This is a genomic window from Streptomyces sp. NPDC024017, assembly GCF_040638895.1.
Lineage (GTDB): Bacteria > Actinomycetota > Actinomycetes > Streptomycetales > Streptomycetaceae > Streptomyces.
Genome location: NZ_JBEZYZ010000010.1, coordinates 1 through 21,172 on the forward strand (window position 1 = coordinate 1; position 21,172 = coordinate 21,172).

Sequence of the window (21,172 nt, forward strand, 5' to 3'; positions counted from 1 at the left end):
CTGGCGTTGACTTTTGGCACGCTGTTGAGTTCTCAAGGAACGGTCGCTTCCTTTGTACTCACCCTCTCGGGCTTTCCTCCGGGCGCTTCCCTTCGATGTCCCAAACTCTATCAGTGTTTTTCCGGCCCCCTGACCACCGTCCTGCAGGCATGCAGAAGGCGACCCAGAGATAGGATCTGACAAGTTGGTTGCTGCCCGGCCGAGACGCAAGGTTGCGTCGCTCAGCCCCAAGCAGGAGTACGACTGTACACGCGGCCGCGGAGCAGGTGCAAATCGATTTGGGGTATGGTCTAGACCACTTCGGAGTGCTCACGCGGAACCGGCACTTCAGGTGACATACGCTGCTGGACAGTGTGCCGCCCGGTACCTACAGGGACGGCCATTTCGATCTCCACCCCTGGGAGGCTTCCCATGACCACCGTGACGTCCCCGCTCGCAGGACGCGCCATCGGACTGGCAGCCGTGCCGGATCCGGTCTTCTCCGGGGCCATGGTCGGCCCGGGCACAGCGATCGACCCCGTACGTGAGCCTTCCGAGGCCGTCTCGCCCGTGGACGGCGTCATCGTCTCCCTGCACCCGCACGCGTTCGTCGTCGTGGACGAGAGCGGCCACGGCGTGCTCACCCACCTCGGTATCGACACCGTGCAGCTCAACGGCGAGGGTTTCGAGTTGCTCGTGAACAAGGGCGACACCGTCACGCGCGGTCAGGGTGTCGTGCGCTGGAACCCGGCCGCCGTCGAGGCCGCCGGCAAGTCCGCGGTCTGCCCGGTCGTGGCACTCGAAGCCACGGCCGAAGCTCTCTCCGATCTTCGCATCGACGGCGAAGTGAAGGCCGGCGACAGTCTCTTCCTCTGGAAGTGACGTCAGTGCCGTCGTATGACGGCTAGTACGACAACCAACGCGGCGGCGGGGCCCGCCGCTCTATCGGAGACGGGTGAGATGGAGACAACGCTGCGAGGCGTCGGCGTGAGCCACGGTGTGGCCATCGGCGAGGTTCGGCACATGGGAACGGCGGTGCTCGAGCCGCCCGCGAAGCAGATCCCGGCGGAAGAGGCGGGGCGGGAACAGGGGCGCGCCCGCAAGGCCGTGGAGGCGGTGGCGGCGGACCTGATGGCGCGCGGCAACCTGGCCGGTGGCGAAGCCCAGGCGGTGCTCGAGGCGCAGGCCATGATGGCCCAGGACCCCGAGCTGATGGCCGATGTGGAACGGCGGATCGCCGTCGGCAGCACGGCGGAGCGCGGGGTGTACGACGCGTTCGCCTCCTACCGCGAGTTGCTGGCGGGGGCCGGTGAGTACCTCGCAGGTCGCGTGGCCGACCTCGACGACGTGCGGAATCGTATTGTCGCCCGTCTGCTGGGGGTGCCCATGCCGGGCGTCCCCGACAGCGACGAGCCCTACGTCCTGGTGGCCCGGGATCTCGCGCCGGCCGACACCGCGCTGCTGGACCCGACTCTGGTGCTCGGCTTCGTCACTGAAGAGGGCGGTCCGACCAGCCACAGCGCGATTCTGGCGCGGGCGCTCGGTGTGCCGGCCGTGGTGGCGCTGCCGGGTGCCGGTGAGCTCGCCGAGGGCACGATGATCGCCGTCGACGGGAGCACGGGAGAGATCTTCGTGGACCCGAGTGACGAGAAGAAGGCTCAGCTCGAGGCCGCGGCCGCCGAGCGGAAGGCTGCGCTGGCGGCCTCGACCGGGCCCGGTGCGACCGCGGACGGTCACAAGGTGCCGCTGCTCGCGAACATCGGTGGCCCCGCTGATGTGGCGGCCGCCGTCGAGGCCGGCGCCGAGGGAGTCGGTCTCTTCCGTACCGAGTTCCTCTTCCTGGACGACAGCAAGCAGGCGCCGTCCGAGGAGAAGCAGATCGCCGCGTACCGGCAGGTGCTCGAGGCGTTCCCCGAGGGGCGTGTCGTGGTGCGGGTGCTGGACGCGGGTGCGGACAAGCCGCTCGACTTCCTCACTCCGTCCGACGAGCCGAACCCGGCGCTCGGCGTGCGCGGTCTGCGGACGCTGCTCGACCACCCGGAAGTCCTGCGCACCCAGCTGACGGCGCTCGCGAAGGCCGCGGAGGGGCTGCCGGTCTACCTCGAGGTCATGGCCCCCATGGTTGCGGACCGTACGGATGCCCGGGCCTTCGCGGACGCCTGCCGTGAGGCTGGGTTGCGGGCGAAGTTCGGCGCGATGGTCGAGATCCCGTCGGCCGCTCTGCGCGCTCGCTCGATCCTGCAGGAGGTCGAGTTCCTGTCGCTGGGGACGAACGACCTCGCCCAGTACACCTTCGCCGCCGACCGTCAGGTGGGTGCGGTGTCCCGTCTGCAGGACCCGTGGCAGCCCGCCCTGCTCGACCTGGTGGAGCTGTCCGCCGAGGCGGCGAAGGCCGAGGGCAAGAGCTGTGGTGTCTGTGGCGAGGCCGCGTCCGACCCGCTGCTCGCGTGTGTGCTGACCGGTCTGGGCGTCACCTCTCTCTCGATGGGTGCCGCGTCGATTCCCTATGTCCGTGCGACGCTGGCGAAGTACACGCTGGCCCAGTGCGAGCGGGCCGCAGCGGCGGCCCGGGCGACGGACAGTGCCGAGGACGCGCGCAGCGCGGCGCAGGCGGTCTTGTCGGGCGAGTAGGCCGGGCCAGGCCGCCGACGGCTTCGCGCGAGGGGTGCCCCACTGAGGTGGGGCACCCCTCCGGCATTTCAGTGCTGGTGCCCCTGGGCGGGTTTCTCCTCCCCCAGGTCGGGCGGCGCGCAGTAGTCGACGTTGGACTCCGGGGAGATCAGGTCGCCGGATTCGACATCGGTGCAGTAGGCGTCGAAGACCTCTCCTGCGGTGAGGGGTTCGAGTCCGTATGCGCGCATGCGCCAGCCGTAGACGCGGTCCGGTGTGTCCGGGGCACTGGCGCGGATGACGAGTCCGCCAGGGCTCTCGGTGGCAAGGCCGAGGGCCAGGACCGTGGTGAACTCGAGGGCTTCGCTCTCGTCCAGTTCCAGGGCGGCCCCGTCGTCGGTGATGTGGAGGGCGGCGATGAGGGTTTCGGGCGGTCCGGTGACGCTGCAGACGAGGTGGCGGTTGCCGGGCGGGGCCGTGTCGAGGATGCGGACGAGGAGGTCCGCTGCTCGGGCGAAAGCGGCGCGTCCGATGTCCTCGCCGCAGGAGGTGCAGGCGCCCAGGCGGGCGAGGAGGGTGGTCGCGTACTCCCAGGTGGCCTGCCGGACGGCCTCGTCGACGAGGGCGGGGAGCAGGTCGGCCAGCGGTCGGCCGTCATAGGGAAGGGTCGGACCTGTCTCCGCGATCTGCGCGGTGAAGCGGGTGCGGCTCGACGGGGTGTCGGGGTCCAGGCCCTTCTGTGTGCAGAACTCGGCGTACTCCTCGGGGTCGAAGAGGGCCACAGTGGTGTGGCTGCCCTGCAGGGCCCGGGCCCTGAGGAGGGCCTCCACCTGTTTCAGGTAGGTGGCGTGGTCGTCGAAAGTGAAGCTGCGGTACCGCCGCATGGCCCGGAAGTCGTGCTCGTCGGTCAGCAGGCCGATGGTGCCGGCGATCTCGCGGTGCAGGACGCGTCGCATGGTCCGGTTGTCCGTGTGCGCCATTGTTTCCCCCTGTGCGCGATCGATCAATGCTCACTCACAGTAATCGGCGGCACTGACAATGGGGTCGGCTCGGCGATCGGGCGCTCGACGGATGACGAAAGGCGCAGGTCACAGCGGATGTCCGGTGTGACCTGCGCCCTGAACCATGGTGACGGGGAGTGTGCGGTGGAGGTCAGGCGCGTTTGCGGGCCAGCTCCTCGTAGAAGTTCAGCAGGTCGAGGTTGTCGATGGAGCCCGGGTTGACCGCCTTCTCCAGCGGGGTGCCTTGGAGGAGGCGCTTGACGGGGACCTCGATGCGCTTGCCGGTGAGGGTGTGCGGGACGCCGGGCACTTCGATGATCTCGTCGGGGACGTGGCGCGGTGACAGTTGCTCGCGGATCGTCTGCTTGATGCGGTTCAGCAGGGCCTCGTCGAGGGCGGCTCCGGGGGCCAGGTGCACGAAGAGAGGCATCCAGTAGCCGCCGTCGGGCTGTTCGATGCCGATGACGAGGGATTCCTTGATCTCCGGCAGGCGTTCCACGGCTTCGTAGATGTCGGCGGATCCCATGCGGACGCCCTGGCGGTTGAGCGTGGAGTCGGAGCGGCCGTGGATGACGACGGACCCGCGGGAGGTGAGGGTGATCCAGTCGCCGTGCCGCCATACGCCGGGGTAGGTGTCGAAGTAGCTGTCGTGGTAGCGGCTGCCGTCGGGGTCGTTCCAGAAGTGGATGGGCATCGACGGCATGGGGTTGGTGACGACGAGTTCGCCGACCTCGTCGACGAGGGGGCTGCCGCTGGGGTCCCAGGACTGCAGGTCGGTGCCGAGGCACGGGGCCTGGAGCTCGCCGACGTGGACCGGGAGGGTCGGTACGGCTCCGGCGAAGCAGGAGCACACGTCGGTGCCGCCGCTGACGGAGGCGATCCACAGGTCGTCGCGGACCTCGTCGTGGAGCCAGCGGAAGCCGTCGGGCGGCAAGGGCGAGCCGGTGGTGGCGACGCACTGGACGGACGAGAGGTCGAAGTCGCGGGACGGGTGCACGTCGGCCTTGCGGCAGGCCATGACGTAGGCGGCGGAGGTGCCGTAGAGGGTGGCCTTCGTGCGTTCGGCGATCCGCCACTGGGCGCCGGTGTCGGGGTAGCCGGGGCTGCCGTCGTAGAGGACGATCGTGGTGCCGGTGAGCAGGCCGGAGACGAGGAAGTTCCACATCATCCAGCCGGTCGAGGTGTACCAGAAGAAGCGGTCCTCGGGGCCCAGGTCGCAGTGCAGGCCGAGTTGCTTGAGGTGCTCGACCAGGATGCCGCCCTGGGACTGGACGATGGCCTTGGGCAGGCCGGTCGTACCGGAGGAATAGAGCACCCACAGGGGGTGGTCGAAGGGCACCTGCTCGAAGACGGGGTCCGTGTCGGCCGAGGTGAGGGCCGACCAGTCCAGGGCGCCCTCGGGTGCCTCGGTGCCGAGGAGCGGGATGTGGATCACGGCTCGCAGGGTGGGCAGTTCGCGGCGCAGTTCGGCGACGACCTCGCGTCGGTCGTGCTCCTTGCCGCCGTAGCGGTAGCCGTCGACCGTGAAGAGCACGACGGGTTCGATCTGCTGGAAGCGGTCGAGGACGCTGCGGGAGCCGAAGTCGGGCGCGCAGGATGTCCAGACCGCGCCGACGGCGGCTGTGGCGAGGAGGGCGACCACCGCCTGCGGGACGTTCGGGAGGTAGCCGCTGACGCGGTCGCCGGGGTGTACGCCGAGGGCGCGCAGTTCGGCGGCCAGGGAGCCGACCTGGCGGCGCAGCTCGGCCCAGGTGACGGGGCGCGGTTCATGTGTCTCGTCGACGTGCAGGAGGGCCGGTTGGTCGGCGCGGGTGTCGGCCGCGCGCAGGGCGTGTTCGGCGTAGTTGAGGGTCGCTCCGGGGAACCACTGGGCGCCCGGCATCGAGCGGTCGCCGAGCACGCGCGCGTAGGGGTGCGAGAAGCGGACGTCGAACCACTCGGTGACGGCTTTCCAGAAGGTGTCCAGCTCGTCGACGGACCAGCGCTGCAGGGCCGCGTAACCGCCGTCGGCGGGGGCGCCGTGATGTTCGGCGGCCCAGGCCTGGAACCTGGTGATCCGTGCCCGGGCGATGCGCTCGGGATCGGGCTGCCAGAGCGGCTGGAAACTGTCGGTCGACATGGTCGGCTCCCGGACTGTGCGCGTCGTGTGCGTCCTCCGCGCACGGGCTGGGGTGTGCGCGTGAGCGGCTGGCACGGACAATGCCATGTGATCGACTTCGGCACCAGGGTGCGCCCCACATAGTCCGTGTCGTGAAGATGTGGCCCTGGCACGGGTGAACGGCAGTTGAACGATGCCCGTGCGCGGAGCGGTCAGTGGCAGGGTGAGCAGCATGAACGGTCGTGACCTGGTGCGTTCGGTGAAAGCGGTGGCTTCGGTGGGGGCGGCGCAGGGTGTGCGTACCGTACGAGCAGCGTGGCGCAGGCGTCGGGCCGACGCCACCGGGCTGCCGACGCGGGGAGTCGAGCGTGCGCGGGTGCCCGGGCCCGTGGAGGACGCGGAGCCGGGGCCGGGGGGCGGTGTGATCCGCTTCAGCCGGTCGGAGCTGCGGATTCTGGTCGCCGTGAACGGGGCCGTGTTCTGGGGCTGGGACGGGGCGGAGCCCGAGCCGTCGTACGCGCTGGCCGGCCGGTGCCCGGAGCCGGACCCCAGGGCGGTCCTGGAGCCGGACAAGGACGGCGGCTGGCGTGTCGTGGCCGAGCGGGTGACGGTCGTGGTCTCGCGGCACGGCGCGGTGGAGGTGCGTACTCCGGGTGGTGTGACCCTGCGGCGTGATCTGCCGCCGCGGTGGTGGGAGCCGGTGGGCGGCGGCCCGGCGCGGTGGATGCAGCGGTCGGAGGTGGGCGCCGACGCCCGGTTCTTCGGGCTCGGGGGGCGTACCTCGGGTCCTCGGCTGCCGGACGGGGCGTACCGGCTGTGGAACACCGATCCAGGCCGCGCCTTCGCGCCCGGGGACGACCCGTTGTACATCACGATGCCGGTGCAGCTGGTGGTGTCCGACGGCGGTACGCATCTGGCGTTCCACGACAGCTCGTGGGACGGCACCGTGACGCTGCGGGAGGGCGAGGAGGGAGCCGGTTCCGGGCACGACCGTGTCGGGACGAGCGAGCTGCGGATGGACGGCGGTCCGCTGCGCTGCTGGGTGATGGTGGGTACCCCCGCGCGCGTGCTGCTCGCCTGGGCGTCGCTCACCGGGGCGCCCGCGCTGCCGCCGGCGTGGGCGCTCGGGCACCATCACGCGCGGTGGGGGTTCGGCAGCGAGCAGGAGGTGCGGCGGATCGTCGCGGGCTACCTGGAGCACGGTCTGCCGCTGGACGCCGTGCACCTGGACATCGACCACCTCGACACACATCAGGTGTTCACCGTCGACCAGGATCGCTTCCCCAAGCTGCCCGTCCTGGCCGAGGAACTCCGCCGGGACGGCATCAGGCTGGTGTCGATCGTCGATCCGGCCGTGAAGGCCCTGCCCGGCCGGGCGGTGTACGACGGCGGGGCGGCCGCGGACGCGTTCGTGCGGGGCGCCTCGGGGGAGGTGGTGGAGGGTGTCGTGTGGCCTGGGGAGGCAGTTTTTCCCGATTTCACGCACGCGCGTGTGCGGGAGTGGTGGGGCGGTCTCTACGAGGAGCGGCTCGCCCAGGGCTTCTCGGGTTTCTGGCACGACATGAACGAGCCCACGTCGTTCACCGCCTTCGGGGAGTCGACGCTGCCGCGTTCTGCCCGGCACTTTCTGGAGGGGCGGGGCGGTGACCATCGTGAGGCGCACAACGTCTACGCCCTGTGCATGGCCAGGGCAGGCTTCGAAGGGCTGCGGAAGCTCGCGCCCGAGGACCGGCCGTTCCTGTTCTCCCGCTCCGGGTGGGCCGGCATGCAGCGCTACGGGGGGACGTGGTCGGGGGACGTGGCCACCGGCTGGCCGGGGCTGCGGGCGTCTTTGGCACTGGTGATGGGGCTCGGGCTGTGCGGTGTCCCGTACTCGGGGCCGGATGTCGGGGGCTTCGACGGTGATCCGTCTCCCGAGCTGTATCTGCGGTGGTTCCAGCTGGGCGCGTATCTGCCGCTGTTCCGTACGCACGCGAGTCGGCGGGCGGGGCGCAGGGAGCCGTGGGAGTTCGGTGGCGAGGTGCTGGAGCACGCGCGCGTGGCGCTCGTCGAACGCCGGCGGCTGCTGCCGTACTTCATGACGCTGGCGCATCTGGCGCGGCGTACCGGAGCGCCCTATGTGCGGCCTCTGTGGTGGGCGGCTCCTGAGGAGCGGGCGCTGCGGGACTGCGAGGACGTCTTTCTGCTGGGTGACAGCCTGCTGGTGGCGCCGGTGTTGGGCCCGGGCGTCGACCGGCGAGCCGTGCAGCTGCCGCGGGGGCGCTGGTACGACACCGTGACAGGGCAGGCGTACGAGGGGCCGGGGCAGGTGCTCGTCGACGCGCCCCTGTCGCGGATACCGGTGTTGGCACGCGCGGGTGCGGTGCTTCCGGTACGTGGGGAGGACGGCGGGCTGGAGTTGGAGGTGTGGGCGCCCGCCCGGGGAGCGACCGGGGGCGGGCTGGTCGTGCCGGACGGGGGCGAGGGGTGGGACGAGCCGGAGATCGAGCGCTACACCGCTCGGTGGATGGGCTCGCGGGTGGTCGTCGAGCGGGAGGGGGAGGACGGCGGGGGCCCGCCGCCCCACCCGGTGCGCGTCCGCGGGGCCGCAGAGCGCTGAGCTCAGATGTAGCGGCCCTCGAACCAGGCCCGTACGGCCAGGGTGTGCAGGGGGAAGGCGAGTTCCTCGGGCCTGCGCAGGAGGTGCCAGCCCTCCGTTTCGTCCGTGGCGGCGGAGCACGGCAGGCCCTCGGCCGGGCGCTCGGGGAGCAGACCGAACAGCAGCAGGTGTCCGTCGGGTGAGCTCATCGCGTCGACGAGCCGTACGTCACGGCCGGCCGCGTCGATGCCGGTTTCCTCCCGGAGTTCGCGTATGACGGCCTGCCGCCAGTCCTCCCGGTCGTCGATGTAGCCGCCGGGCAGGGCGATGCCCCCGCGCGCGGGGGCGATGGTTCGGGTGATGACGACCAGGGCGGTGCCCTCGGTGTCGTACACGGGCTGGAGGGCCACCGCGACCGGGAGCGGATTGCGGTAGGCCACGGCCCCGCACACCGGGCAGGTGCGGGGCCAGCCGGTGACGCCCTCTCCGTAGGGCGCGCCGCAGCTCGAACAGTGGGAGTTCGGCGCGGAGTTGGAAGCGGAGTGCTGAGTTTCGGACACGCGGCGGACTGTAGCCGATCACGGAGAGGGCGCCTCGGGCAGGCTGCTCAGTGAGCGCTGGTGAGCGACTTCCTGGCCACGGGGAAGTCGAAGTACGTGTCCGGATGGGCCTCGGGCTTGAAGGTGTAGTGCCACCACTCCTCCGGCAGGTTCACGAAGCCGAGGCCTTCCAGGGTGCTCTTGAGCAGCAGCCGGTTGGCGCGCTGTCGGCCCTGGATGCGTGGGTCGAGCGTGTGCGAGAGGGTGTCGAAGCAGTCGAAGCCGGTCCCCATGTCGATCGAGTTGTCTGGGAACCTCTCGCCCTTGGGCGCGAAGCACGGCACCAGGGGCTCCCCGGGGTGGTAGGGCCTGGTCGGCTTCGCCGGGAGTCTGACGAGGGTGACGTCCAGGGTCGAGCCGCGGCTGTGGCCGGATTTCGCCGCGATGTAACCGTCGGCGAACAGCCGGGTCTTGTCGACGTTCGGGTAGAACTCGCCCTTCATCGCCTCGTCGTCGAGGTCCTCGGCCCAGCGGACGAAGTGGTCCACAGCGCGCTGCGGCCGGTAACAGTCGTACACCTTCAGCGTGTAGCCCTGGCGCAGGAGCTTGCGCTGGGCCTTGTGGAGGGCTTCGGCGGCGGGGCGGGTGAGGATGCAGAGGGGCTGTTCGTAACCGTCGATGCGCTCGCCCACGAAGTTGTGCGGGGTGAGGTAGCGCATCTCCTGGATGATCGTCGGGTCCACGCTTCTCAGCGCCACGAAGTCCTTGGGCGCCTTGGGATCGGTGCCGGCCTGGGCGGTCGCGGTGGGGGCGGTCGATGCCAGCAAGGCGGCGAACGTGGTGATCAGGGCACGTGCCACGGTGGTGAGTCGTGTCATGCCCCTGCGTCTATCAGGAGTGGGGGCGCCGTGGAAAGGGGACGCAGGCGGAGCGGCGACTGCCCGCCGGTTTCCGGCTCATGGACTGCCGATCTCCGACCGGCCGTGACACACTTCTGACGTTCCGTCAGATTCAGTCTGCGGGGAGGATGCTGTGGCACGCGCACGAACACCTGTGGTGCCGGGGTGGTTCGCCGGGGCCGGGGACGACTTCCGGCTCCTCGGCACACGCTGCTCGGCGTGCGCCTCGGTCTTCTTCCCCCGCGAGGACCATCACTGCCGCAACCCCGCCTGCACCGGCGGCGAGTTGGCGGAGATCTCGCTGTCGCGGCGTGGGCGCATCTGGTCGTTCACGGACAGCCGGTATCGACCGCCGTCACCCTACGTGACCGATCCGGAACTTTCGTGGGAGCCGTGCGCGTTCATCGCTGTGGAGCTGGAGGCCGAGCGGATCGTGGTGCTGGGACAGGCGGCTCCCGGGATCACCGTCGCCGACCTGGCGGTGGGCCTGGAGGTGGAGGTCGTACCCGGCGTGCTCCATGAGGACGCCGAGACGACTTGGACGACATGGCACTGGCGGCCGACGGGGGTGACGGCATGACGGAAGAGGTGGCGGTGCTCGGCGCGGGCATGCACCCGTGGGGCAAGTGGGGGCGCAACTTCGCGGAGTACGGCGTCGCAGCGGCCCGCGCGGCCCTCGCCGATGCGGGGCTGGAGTGGCGGGACATCGGCGCGATCATCGGCGCGGACACGGTGCGGGGTGGCTATCCCGGGTATGTCGCGGGGGCGACGTTCGCGAAAGCACTGGGTTGGCAGGGGGCCCGGGTCGTCAGCGTGTACGCGGCGTGCGCGTCCGGGGCGCAGGCCATCGACGCGGCGCGGGCCCAGATCCTCGCCGGGCTCGCCGATGTGGCGCTCGTCGTGGGAGCCGATGCCGCTCCCAAGGGATTCTTCCGCCCTGCCGGCGGGGACCGGCCGGACGATCCCGACTGGCTGCGGTTCCGGATTCTCGGGGCGACCAACCCCGTGTACTTCGGGCTGTACGCCCGCAGACGGATGGCTCTGTACGGCGACACATCGGACGACTTCGCCCTGGTGAAGGTGAAGAACGCGGCGATGGGAGCGCTGAACCCCCACGCGCGCTACCGCAGCCGTGTCACCGCCGAGGAGGTCGCCGCCTCCGCCGTCGTCGCCGACCCGCTGCGGCTGCTCGACATCTGCGCGACGTCCGACGGCGGCGCGGCGGTGGTGCTCTCCAGCATGGAGTTCGCCCGCCTGCATGGGCATGCTGAGCCGGTGCGGATCCGGGCCGTGTCGACGGTGACGCCGCGTTACCCGAACACCGTGCTGGACCTGCCTGACATCGCCACGGACTCCGCGACGGCAGTGGATCCGCCGGAGGAGACGTTCCGGAGATCGATCGCCCGCACGGCCTACGAGGAGGCCGGTATCGGGCCGGAGGACCTGTCGCTGGCCGAGGTCTACGACCTGTCCACCGCCCTCGAGTTGCAGTGGTACGAGGACTTGGCGCTGTGCGGTGAGAGCGAAGGCGCGAAGCTGCTCAAAGACGGGGCGACGGCCCTGGGCGGTCGTATACCGGTGAACGTCAGCGGTGGCCTGGCCTCCTTCGGTGAGGCCGTCCCGGCACAGGCGATCGCCCAGGTGTGCGAGCTGACCTGGCAGTTGAGGGGCGAGGCGGGTGATCGACAGGTCGTGGGCGCGCGCGTGGGCATCACAGCGAACCAGGGGCTGTTCGGGCATGGGTCGGCGGTGATCGCGGTGCGGTGAGCCACAGTGGCCCTGGACCGGCACCACTGCTGATGCTGGTCGCACCGCCGCATCGGGCCATGGGTCATACGCTGTGTGATCGCGCCGGAATCCTGCGTGAACGTCTCATGAACTGCGCTTGGGCGTGCTCCGGCGGCGTCAATCATGCTCCCGTGCACTCCTGGACGGACACTCTCCGCTTCGCCTTCCAACCGGTGGTCAATCTGACGACCGGCGCGGTCGCGGGGCTGGAGATACTCGCCCGCCCGGAGACCGGCGACATCCTGGCCGAGGCCCGCCGGAATCCCGGGCTCGACGGCCGGCTTGCGGTGTCGGCGGTCCGCGCGGCGGTGCGCAGGGAGACCCTGCTTCCGCTGTTCGTCAACGTGTTCGCCGGGACCCTCGCGGACCTCGGCGGGCTCCCCTCACTGCACGACGCCGTGCGCGAGGCGGGGCGACTTCCCTGGGAGGTGACGGTCGACGTCTGCCCGCCGTACACGCATGTGCCGCAGCAGGCTCTGCTGGAGGCGGTGGCCGCGTTGCGCGGTCAGGGCTTCCGGATCTGCGCGGACGGTGTCGGGGACGGGGATGTGCCTTTGCGGCTGCTCTCGGACCTCTCGCCCGGCCTGGTGAAGCTGGATGCGTCGCTGCTGGCGCGACCGGCCGTGGTGCGGTCGATGCGGACGCTGTGCGACGAGCTGGGGGCTCTCCTGGCCGTGGAGGGCGTGGAGACCGAAGGGCAGTGCGCGGCGGCTCTGTCGGCCGGGGCGCAGCTGGCGCAGGGCGAGCTGTTCGCGCCCCCGGCGCGCCTGCCCGCCGCGGACGTCTATGTCCCGCCCCGCTCCCCCGCCGAGGTGGCGGCACCGAGGTCCGGGCCGTCGGTGAGGGAGTTCGTCCGACCAGCCGCTCTGCTGCCCGCCACTGCGTCCGCAGGGCAGGTGCGAGCCCTGCTGACCGGGTCACCGGACGTGTCCGGGGTGCTGCTCGTGGACACCGCGGGTGTGCCGGTCCGGTCGGTGCACCGCTCCCGTTTCCTGCTGTCGATGTCGGGGCGCTACGGACATGCCCTGTACGCCGACCGGCCCGCGGCCAAGCTCGGTGACCCGCCGCGGACGGTGGGCGTCGACGCCACCGCCTGGGAGGTGCTGGACGTGGTGGCGGTCGGCGGACGGGACCGCACCTCGGACGACGTGGCCGTGGTGGACGAGTACGAGCGGTGCGTCGGGGTCGTGCGGCTCGCGGACCTCGTGCGAGCGCTGGCCGAGACGCGGGTGGAGGAGGCGGCGGGTCTCAATCCGCTGACGCGGCTGCCCGGCTCGGACGCGATCACCGGCGAGGTGGACCGGCGGATCGCGGCCGGTCGGGCGTTCGCCTTGAGCTGGCTGGACGTCGACCACTTCAAGCAGGTCAACGACGGGGCCGGGTTCGCGGCGGGCGACGAGCTGATCCGGGCGGTGGGCCGGGCTCTGCAACAGGCCGCGACGGACGGTGCGCGTGTGGGGCATATCGGTGGGGACGACTTCCTGGTGCTCGCCGATCCGGACGGTCTCGATCGGCTGGCCGCCTCGGTGCTGGACGCTCCCTGGTCGGCCGGGGGCCGGCCGGTCACGCTGTCGCTGGCGACGGTGCTGTGCACGCCGGGCAGCGTGGCCGACCACCGGCAGGCCGCGGCCTGCCTGGCGCCGTTGAAGAAGGCGGCGAAGGCGCTGCACGGGGCGAGTTGGGTGCTGGGCCGGGCGGGCATGCCGGGCCATGAGACCCGCCGGGGCTCGCAACCGACGCCGATGCCTTCGTCCGCATCCGCGTCCGCGTCGGTGCCTTCGTCGGCACCGGCTTCGGCTTCGGCTTCGGCTTCGGCTTCGGCTTCGGCTTCGGCTTCGGCAGGGTGCGGTATGGCGGTCGAGAGTGGCGCGCAGGGCGTCTGAGGCGCGTGGGAGACGGCTGAACCGCCGTGACCCGACCGGGCTCGCGGGCCGGGCGCCGGGCCCCTGGTCGGCGGTTTCCTGCCGCGGATTCCGGTCGACGGCGACCGGCCGCCCAGGCCCCTCCGCAGCACCCATAGCACCGCGAAACTCCTGCGGTTGAGAAACCGCCAGGTCAGGTGGATCCTGGACAATAGCAAGCGAGGAGTCGGATGCGGCTGGGCTTTCGCCCTTGGACGGAGCCCGGCTGAGGCCGGACACCATCAGCCAAGCCTCGCGCGGAGCACCGATGCCCGCGCGGGTCCGTACAGATCTGAACAACGACCCGACCGGGCGCCGCCAGGCCGAGCAACCGGCCCGTCGGCCCGGCGCGAACCCGGTGGCCGTCGAATGGCCGTCAACCGTTGCGGTCGGCGACCTTGACGCCCTTTGGGTGCCGGTGAACACTTCCGGTGTCAGTCGACATCGCCGTACATACTCGGCGTATTCCGGCACTGCGGCGCGTGGATGCGCCTGCGCCAAGGCCCATTCCCCCACGGGCGATTCGGCTGCGACGGCACGCTCGTCACGGATGCCGGGCGGGGCGCGGGATCTCCCTGCCTTCGGCTGAAGTAGCCACGGGAAACGCACCCTGCAGGTGAGGACCGGGGCGAATCGCCCCGGGCCAGGGCTGAGGAGCCGCCATGACTAACGGAGACATTTTCGTCGGCGAGATGATCGGCACGGCGATCTTGATCCTGTTCGGTGCCGGCGTGTGTGCTGCCGTCACCCTCAGATTCTCGAAAGCGCGAGCCGCTGGGTGGGTGGTGATCGCGTTCGGCTGGGGCTTCGGCGTACTGGCGGGCGCATACACCGCCGCTCCCCTTTCCGGAGGGCACCTCAACCCGGCTGTCACCTTCGGCCTCGCCGTCGACACCGGCGTGTGGGACAAGGTCTGGATCTACGTGCTGGGCCAGATGGCCGGCGCCATGCTCGGGGCCGTACTGGCCTACCTCGTGTACTTCGCCCAGTTCCAGGCCAACGTGCGGAAGACGGGCACCACGGAGGGAACGGAGGACGAACCGGTTCCGACGCTGGGCATCTTCTCCACGATCCCCGAGATCCGGAACCCGGTGGCCAACCTGATCACCGAGATCCTCGCGACCATCGCCCTGGTGTTGCCCCTCCTCGCCCTGGTCGGCAACAACAGGCACGTCGAGGGCATCGGCATCGGCCTGGTCCCGGGCGCCGACGGCATCTACGGATCCGGCATCGTGATCCTCCTGGTCGCCCTCCTGGTCGTCGGCATCGGCCTGTCCCTGGGTGGTCCCACGGGCTACGCCATCAACCCGGCGCGTGACCTCGGCCCGCGCATCATCCACTCCTTCCTTCCGATCCCGAACAAGGGAACGTCCGACTGGGGCTACTCGTGGATCCCTGTCGTCGGCCCACTGATCGGCGGACTGCTGGGTGGCGTCATCTACAACGCAGCCTTCTGAACCAGCCCAAGGGGTAGCCATGACGGAAAACGCCGAAAAGTACGTCGCCGCAATCGACCAGGGCACCACATCGAGCCGCTGCATCGTCTTCAACCAGGCCGGCGCGATCGTCGCCGTGGACCAGCGCGAACACCGCCAGATCTTCCCGAAGCCCGGCTGGGTGGAGCACGACGCCACCGAGATCTGGTCCAAGGTGCAGGCGGTGGTGGCGGGGGCGATCGCCAAGGCCGGTCTGAGAGCCGACCAGCTGAGCGCGATGGGGATCACCAACCAGCGTGAGACGACCCTCCTGTGGGACCGCGCCACGGGCAAGCCGGTGCACAACGCCATCGTCTGGCAGGACACGCGGACGGCGTCGCTGTGCAACCAGCTGGGCGGCTCGGACGGGCAGGACCGCTTCCGTGAGCAGACGGGTCTGCCGCTGGCGACCTACTTCTCCGGGCCCAAGGCGGCCTGGCTGCTCGACAACGTGCCCGACCTCCGGGCGCGTGCCGAACGCGGCGAGATCGCCTTCGGCACGATGGACTCCTGGCTGATCTGGAACCTCACCGGCGGCACGGACGGCGGGCAGCACGTCACCGACGTGACCAACGCCGGGCGCACCATGCTGATGAACCTGGAGACCCTCCAGTGGGACCCCTCGATCCTCTCGGCGATGAACATCCCCGAGGCCATGCTGCCCGAGATCCGCTCGTCCTCCGAGGTGTACGGCACCGCCATCGGCCAGCTCGCCGGCGTGCCTGTGGCCTCCGCGCTGGGCGACCAGCAGGCGGCCGTGTTCGGTCAGGCCTGCTACGACGTGGGCACTGCCAAGAACACCTACGGCACGGGAAGCTTCCTGCTGCTCAACACGGGCAACCGCCCGGTGGCGTCGAAGAGCGGCCTGCTGACGACGATGGGGTACAAGATCGGCAGTGAGGCTCCGGTCTACTGCCTTGAGGGGGCGATAGCGATAACGGGCGCGCTGGTCCAGTGGTTCCGCGACCAGCTCGGCATCATCCGTACCGCCGACGAGATCGAGCCCCTGGCAGCGAGCGTGGAGGACAACGGCGGCTCGTACATCGTGCCCGCGTTCTCGGGCCTGTTCGCACCGTACTGGCGCTCCGATGCGCGCGGTGTCATCACCGGCCTGACCCGGTACGTCACGAAGGCGCACCTCGCACGCGCCGTGCTGGAGGCGACGAGCTGGCAGACGCGCGAGGTCGTGGACGCCATGTACCAGGACTCCGGGGTGCACATCACCACCCTCAAGGTCGACGGCGGCATGACGAAGAACAACCTGCTCATGCAGCACCAGTCGGACGTCCTCGACGTGCCGGTGGTGCGGCCCAAGGTCTCCGAGACGACCTGTCTGGGCGCCGCGTACGCGGCCGGTCTGGCCACCGGTGTGTGGAACGACCTGGACGAGCTCAAGGCGCACTGGCAGAAGGACGTCGAGTGGACGCCGAGCATGGAGGCGTCGGTGCGGGATCGCGAGTACCACAACTGGCGCAAGGCCGTGGAGAAGAGCTTCGGCTGGGAGGAGGGCGACGACAGCTGACCACGCGCGCGTGGAGCGTCGTCTCCGACTGCGGCCCGTACCCCGGTCGGCGGGGGTACGGGCCGCGTTCGCCTGCCGGGCGACGTCAGCCGGTCGCGGCCTCGCGGCGGTCGGCCGCGTACGCCATGGCGTGCTGGACGACGCCGATGAGTGCTTCCTTGACCGACTCGCGGTCGCGGGCGTCGCACATCAGGAGCGGCACGTCCTCGTCGAGGTCAAGGGCCTGGCGGACGTCCTCGATCGGGTAACGGGGAGCGCCTTCGAAGCAGTTGACGCCGACGAGGAACGGGATCGAGCGCCGTTCGAAGTAGTCGATGGCGGCGAAGCAGTCCTCCAGACGGCGGGTGTCGGCCAGCACGACGGCACCGAGCGCCCCCTCGGAGAGCTCGTCCCACATGAACCAGAACCGCTCCTGGCCGGGCGTACCGAAGAGGTACAGCACCAGGTCCTCGCGCAGGGTGATGCGGCCGAAGTCCATGGCCACCGTCGTGGTGTTCTTGCCTTCCACGCCGCTGGTGTCGTCGACCGGGCGCCCGGCCTCGGTGAGCAGTTCCTCGGTGCGCAGCGGCCTGATCTCGCTGACCGCGCCGACGAGCGTGGTCTTGCCCACGCCGAAGCCGCCGGCCACCAGGATCTTGAGCGTGACGGGCTCGACCGGAGGCTTGCCGCGCTCAGAACGCCCGAAGATCATCGATCTCTTCTCCTGCTTGATGGGGGTCGGGCGACGGCGGGCCGTAGCCTCCGCCGCCGGGGGTTTCGATGACGAGTACGTCGCCGGTGACGAGGTCCGCGGAGTCGCTGCCGCCGAGTGCGGTCACCGTTCCGTCGGCGTGCTCCACCCGGTTGGCGCCGAGAGCGCCCGGCTCGCCGCCCGCCATGCCGTACGGGGGGACTCGGCGGTGCTGGGACAGAGTGGAGACGGTCATGGGCTCGAGGAAGCGGATGCGGCGTACGGCGCCGTCCCCGCCGTGCCACCGGCCGGCACCGCCGCTGCCGCGCCGGACCGCGAACTCCTCGAGGCGCACGGGCAGTCGCCACTCCAGGACCTCGGGGTCGGTGAGGCGGGAGTTGGTCATGTGGGTCTGGACGACGGGTGCGCCGGGGAAGCCGTCGCCCGCGCCGGAGCCGGAGGCGACGGTCTCGTAGTACTGGTGGTGTTCGTTGCCGAAGGTGACGTTGTTCATGGTCCCGGAGCCCTCGGCCTGGACGCCGAGCGCCGCGTAGAGGGCGCCGGTGACGGCCTGGGAGGTCTCCACGTTGCCGGCGACCACGGCGGCGGGCGGTTCCGGAGCGAGCAGCGAGCCGGGCGGGACGACGATGGTCAACGGGCGCAGACAGCCGTCGTTGAGGGGGATGTCGTCGGCGACGAGAGTGCGGAAGACGTACAGGACGGCCGCGTTGACGACCGAGAACGGGGCGTTGAAGTTGGTGGGGAGCTGCGCGGACGTGCCGGTGAAGTCGATGGTCGCGGCCCGGTTCTCGCGGTCGACGCGCACGGCCACGCGGATGACGGCTCCCGCGTCGGTCTCGTAGGCGTAGTCGCCCTCGTCCAGGGCGTCGATGACGCGGCGTACGGCCTCTTCGGCGTTGTCCTGGACGTGCCTCATGTAGGCCTGGACGACGTCCAGGCCGTAGTCCTCGATCATGCGGCCGACCTCGTCGACGCCCTTCCGGTTGGCGGCGATCTGGGCGCGCAGGTCGGCGAGGTTGGTCTTCGGGTTGCGGGAGGGGTAGGGCGCTTCGGTGAGGAGGCGCAGGGTTTCGGCCTCGCGGAATCGACCGTTCTCGGCGAGCAGCCAGTTGTCGAAGAGAACGCCCTCTTCCTCGATGGTGCGGCTGCCCGCGGGCATGGAGCCGGGGGCGATGCCGCCGATCTCGGCATGGTGGCCGCGTGAAGCGACGTAGAAGAGGATCGCCGGGTCGCTGTCCGGGTCACTCCCCGTATCACTCTCCGTGTCGATCGACGGTGTCGTGTCGAAGACCGGGGTGATCACGGTGACGTCGGGCAGGTGGGTGCCGCCGTGGTACGGATCGTTGACGGCGTAGGTGTCGCCCGGGCGCATGCCGGGGCCCCGCCGACGGATGACCTCCTTGACGCTCGTGCCCATCGAGCCCAGGTGGACGGGGATGTGCGGGGCGTTGGCCACCAGGTTCCCGTCCGGGTCGAAGAGGGCGCAGGAGAAGTCCAGACGCTCCTTGATGTTGACGGACTGGGCGGTGGACTCGAGGCGGGCGCCCATTTGCTCGGCGATCGACATGAAGAGGTTGTTGAAGACCTCAAGCAGAACCGGGTCGACTTTCGTATCGAGATCGGAACTCTGCGTAATCGCGGCGCGTTCCATGACCAGATGCCCGTCGTCGGTCGCCGCGGCCCGCCAGCCGTCGTCGACGACGGTCGTGGAACCGGCTTCGGCGATGATCGCCGGTCCGGTGACGGTCTCGCCGGGGGGAAGGTCCTCGCGGCGGTGGAGGGGCACGTCGCGCCAGGCGCCACCCGTGTGAAGGCGGACGGTCCGGGGCGCTGCGGAGCCGCGGCCGGGGCTGCCGTCGGGGGCGGCTTCATAGGGAGCGAGAGCGGACAGATCGGGGGGTTCGGTGATGCCGGTGGCTTCGACGGAGAGGGCTTCGACGACGATCGGGCGGTCGAGCGTGAAGGAGTACGTGGCGCGATGACGTTCTTCGAAGGCGTGCCGCATCGTGCCGGGCTCGGTCAGCTCGACGGTGAGGGTGGTGTCGGTGCCGTCGTAGCGGAGTTCCGCGCGGCGGGTGACCTCGATGTGCTCCTCGGGGACGTCCTCGGCGAGGAGTTCGGCGCGGGCCGCCGCTTCCAGATCTTCGGCGGTCTTGCGGACCCCGGGCATCGAGGCGGGTTCCAGGGTGGCCTCGACGGACTGCTCGCGCATGGCGGTGGTGTCGGCGAGGCCGATGCCGAGTGCGGAGAGCACTCCGGCCATGGGCGGTACGAGGACGGTGCGGATACCGAGGGAGTCGGCGACCATGCAGGCGTGCTGACCACCGGCGCCGCCGAACGTGGTGAGGGCGTAACGAGTGACGTCGTGGCCCTTCTGGACCGAGATCCGCTTCACGGCGGACGCGATGTTGGCGACAGCGATCTGCAGGTAGCCCTCGGCGACCTGCTCCGGCGTCCGGTCGTCGCCCGTCTGCTCGCCGATCTCGCGGGCGAGGGCGGTGAAGCGGTCCCGGACGAGCGCCTCGTCGAGCGGCTCGTCGCCGTCCGGTCCGAACACCTTCGGGAAGTGTGCGGGCTGGATCCGGCCGAGCATGACGTTGGCGTCGGTGACGGCGAGCGGCCCCCCGCCTCGGTAGCAGGCAGGCCCCGGGTCCGCGCCAGCCGAGTCCGGCCCTACGCGGTAGCGGGAGCCGTCGAAGTGCAGCACCGACCCGCCGCCGGCGGCGACCGTGTGGATGTCGAGCATGGGGGCGCGCAGCCGGACGCCGGCGATCCGGCTGGTGAAGACGCGCTCGTACGCGCCGGCGAAGTGGGACACGTCGGTGGAGGTGCCGCCCATGTCGAAGCCGATGACCCGGTCGAAGCCGGCGAGCTGCGACATGCGGGCCATGCCGACGATGCCGCCTGCCGGCCCGGACAGAATGGCGTCCTTCCCGCGGAACTGCCCGGCCTCGGTGAGGCCGCCGTTGGACTGCATGAACATCAGCCGTACGCCCTCGAGCTCGTCGGCGACGTGCCGGACGTAGCGGCGCAGCACAGGCGAGAGGTAGGCGTCGACGACGGCGGTGTCCCCGCGCGGGACGAGCTTCATCAGGGGGCTGGCCTCGCTGGAGAGCGAGATCTGAGGAAAGCCGATGCGGGTGGCGAGCTCCCCGACGGCCTGTTCGTGGGCGGGGTGGAGATGGCTGTGCATGCAGACCACCGCGACGGCCCGGATCCCGTCGTCGTACGCCTCCTGGAGCGGCCCGGCGAGGGCGTCCAGATCGGGGGCGCGCAGGACGGTGCCGTCGGCGGCGATGCGCTCGTCGACCTCGACGACCCGTTCGTACAGCAGCTCGGGCAGGTCGATACGGCGCGCGAAGATGCTCGGGCGGTTCTGGTAGGCGATGCGCAGGGCGTCGCGGAAGCCGCGGGTGATGAGCAGGAGGGTGCGCTCGCCCTTGCGCTCCAGGAGGGCGTTGGTCGCGACCGTGGTCCCCATGCGGACGCTCTCGACGGGGTCGCCGGAGCCGGCCAGCAGGGTGCGGACGCCCTCGACCGCGGCGTCTGCGTAGCGTGCCGGGCTGTCCGAGAGCAGCTTGTGCGTGAGCAGCCGGCCGTCCGGGCGCCGGGCGACGACGTCGGTGAAGGTGCCGCCTCGGTCCACCCAGAACTGCCAGCCAGTCACGTCAGTACCCCGCTTCCGCGCTGCTCACAGCGCCCGGAGGCCGTTGATCACGTCGCGCAGAATACTCTCGTCCGGCAGCTCGGCCGGGGGTACGGGCCGGTTCACATGGACGAATTCCGCATCCACGAGATCTCCGACGAGGACCCGTACGACGCCGATCGGCAGGTCGAGTTCCGCTGCGAGTTCGGCGACCGACTGCGGGATGTCGCGGCACAGCTCGACGATGTCCACATGCTCCGGGGAGAGCATGTGGTCCGCTTCCGGATCGTCCGCGTGCGGCTCCGCGACCACGACCGCGATCAGGTCCAGGCGGTGCTGGCCCTGGCTGCTGGTGCGGCCGCGGGTCATGGCGTACGGACGGACGACCGGTCCGGCCTCGTCGTCGAACCAGTGGCTTCTTCCCTGACCGTCAGCGCTCATGTCA

At 70.6% G+C, this 21,172-nt stretch carries 15 protein-coding genes; 8 read left to right on the forward strand and 7 right to left on the reverse strand.

Features of this window, described 5'->3' with window-relative positions; all coding sequences use genetic code 11:
* Positions 1-411: 411 nt before the first annotated feature.
* Positions 412-861, forward strand: a complete 450-nt coding sequence (locus tag AB0G20_RS26105) for a PTS glucose transporter subunit IIA (RefSeq protein WP_248508314.1) — start codon at positions 412-414, stop codon at positions 859-861.
* Positions 862-939: 78 nt separating this feature from the next.
* Positions 940-2,610, forward strand: coding sequence for a phosphoenolpyruvate--protein phosphotransferase (gene ptsP, locus AB0G20_RS26110; protein WP_361306554.1), 1,671 nt, complete (start codon positions 940-942; stop codon positions 2,608-2,610).
* A 68-nt stretch (positions 2,611-2,678) separates the two neighbouring features.
* Here ptsP and AB0G20_RS26115 read toward each other — a convergent pair whose 3' ends face one another.
* Positions 2,679-3,569 carry a hypothetical protein gene (locus AB0G20_RS26115; RefSeq protein ID WP_361306556.1) on the reverse strand — a complete coding sequence of 297 codons (891 nt, stop codon included), beginning with the start codon at positions 3,567-3,569 and terminating at the stop codon, positions 2,679-2,681.
* Between the two features lie 172 nt (positions 3,570-3,741).
* Positions 3,742-5,709, reverse strand: a complete 1,968-nt coding sequence (locus tag AB0G20_RS26120) for an acetoacetate--CoA ligase (RefSeq protein WP_361306558.1) — start codon at positions 5,707-5,709, stop codon at positions 3,742-3,744.
* A gap of 211 nt (positions 5,710-5,920) precedes the next feature.
* Here AB0G20_RS26120 and AB0G20_RS26125 point away from each other — a divergent pair, with 211 nt between their 5' ends.
* Positions 5,921-8,287, forward strand: a complete 2,367-nt coding sequence (locus AB0G20_RS26125) for a TIM-barrel domain-containing protein (protein WP_361306560.1) — start codon at positions 5,921-5,923, stop codon at positions 8,285-8,287.
* A 2-nt stretch (positions 8,288-8,289) separates the two neighbouring features.
* On the opposite strand, the gene AB0G20_RS26130 is transcribed toward AB0G20_RS26125, so the two are convergent.
* Positions 8,290-8,826 (reverse strand): NUDIX domain-containing protein, encoded by a 537-nt coding sequence (locus tag AB0G20_RS26130; protein WP_361306562.1) that lies wholly within the window; start codon positions 8,824-8,826, stop codon positions 8,290-8,292.
* Positions 8,827-8,873: 47 nt separating this feature from the next.
* Entirely contained in the window at positions 8,874-9,683 is an 810-nt protein-coding gene (locus AB0G20_RS26135) for a M15 family metallopeptidase (RefSeq protein ID WP_361306564.1), read from the reverse strand.
* 175 nt (positions 9,684-9,858) lie between these two features.
* On the opposite strand from AB0G20_RS26135, the gene AB0G20_RS26140 reads away from it, so the two are divergent.
* From AB0G20_RS26140 to glpK, 5 genes are all read left to right on the forward strand, one after another.
* Positions 9,859-10,284 carry a zinc ribbon domain-containing protein gene (locus AB0G20_RS26140; protein ID WP_361306864.1) on the forward strand — a complete coding sequence of 142 codons (426 nt, stop codon included), beginning with the start codon at positions 9,859-9,861 and terminating at the stop codon, positions 10,282-10,284.
* Positions 10,281-11,471, forward strand: a complete 1,191-nt coding sequence (locus tag AB0G20_RS26145) for a lipid-transfer protein (protein WP_361306866.1) — start codon at positions 10,281-10,283, stop codon at positions 11,469-11,471. The genes AB0G20_RS26140 and AB0G20_RS26145 overlap by 4 nt, the downstream gene beginning before the upstream one ends.
* Positions 11,472-11,623: 152 nt before the next feature.
* Positions 11,624-13,375, forward strand: a complete 1,752-nt coding sequence (locus tag AB0G20_RS26150; RefSeq protein ID WP_361306566.1) for a GGDEF domain-containing protein — start codon at positions 11,624-11,626, stop codon at positions 13,373-13,375.
* A 680-nt stretch (positions 13,376-14,055) separates the two neighbouring features.
* Complete coding sequence (locus tag AB0G20_RS26155) at positions 14,056-14,850, forward strand: MIP/aquaporin family protein (RefSeq protein ID WP_361306568.1); 795 nt, start codon at positions 14,056-14,058, stop codon at positions 14,848-14,850.
* Between the two features lie 19 nt (positions 14,851-14,869).
* Positions 14,870-16,390 (forward strand): glycerol kinase GlpK, encoded by a 1,521-nt coding sequence (gene glpK / locus AB0G20_RS26160; RefSeq protein WP_361306570.1) that lies wholly within the window; start codon positions 14,870-14,872, stop codon positions 16,388-16,390.
* Between the two features lie 85 nt (positions 16,391-16,475).
* Here the strand turns inward: glpK and AB0G20_RS26165 are convergent, their stop codons facing one another.
* From AB0G20_RS26165 to AB0G20_RS26175, 3 genes are read right to left on the reverse strand one after another with little or no spacing between them, the layout of a single operon-like run.
* Entirely contained in the window at positions 16,476-17,081 is a 606-nt protein-coding gene (locus AB0G20_RS26165) for an ATP/GTP-binding protein (RefSeq protein ID WP_361306572.1), read from the reverse strand.
* Complete coding sequence (locus tag AB0G20_RS26170; protein WP_361306574.1) at positions 17,062-20,748, reverse strand: hydantoinase B/oxoprolinase family protein; 3,687 nt, start codon at positions 20,746-20,748, stop codon at positions 17,062-17,064. The genes AB0G20_RS26165 and AB0G20_RS26170 overlap by 20 nt, the downstream gene beginning before the upstream one ends.
* A 24-nt stretch (positions 20,749-20,772) precedes the next feature.
* Positions 20,773-21,168: a DUF742 domain-containing protein gene (locus AB0G20_RS26175; protein ID WP_031138790.1), complete on the reverse strand. Its 396-nt coding sequence runs from the start codon at positions 21,166-21,168 to the stop codon at positions 20,773-20,775.
* Between the last annotated feature and the right edge of the window lie 4 nt (positions 21,169-21,172).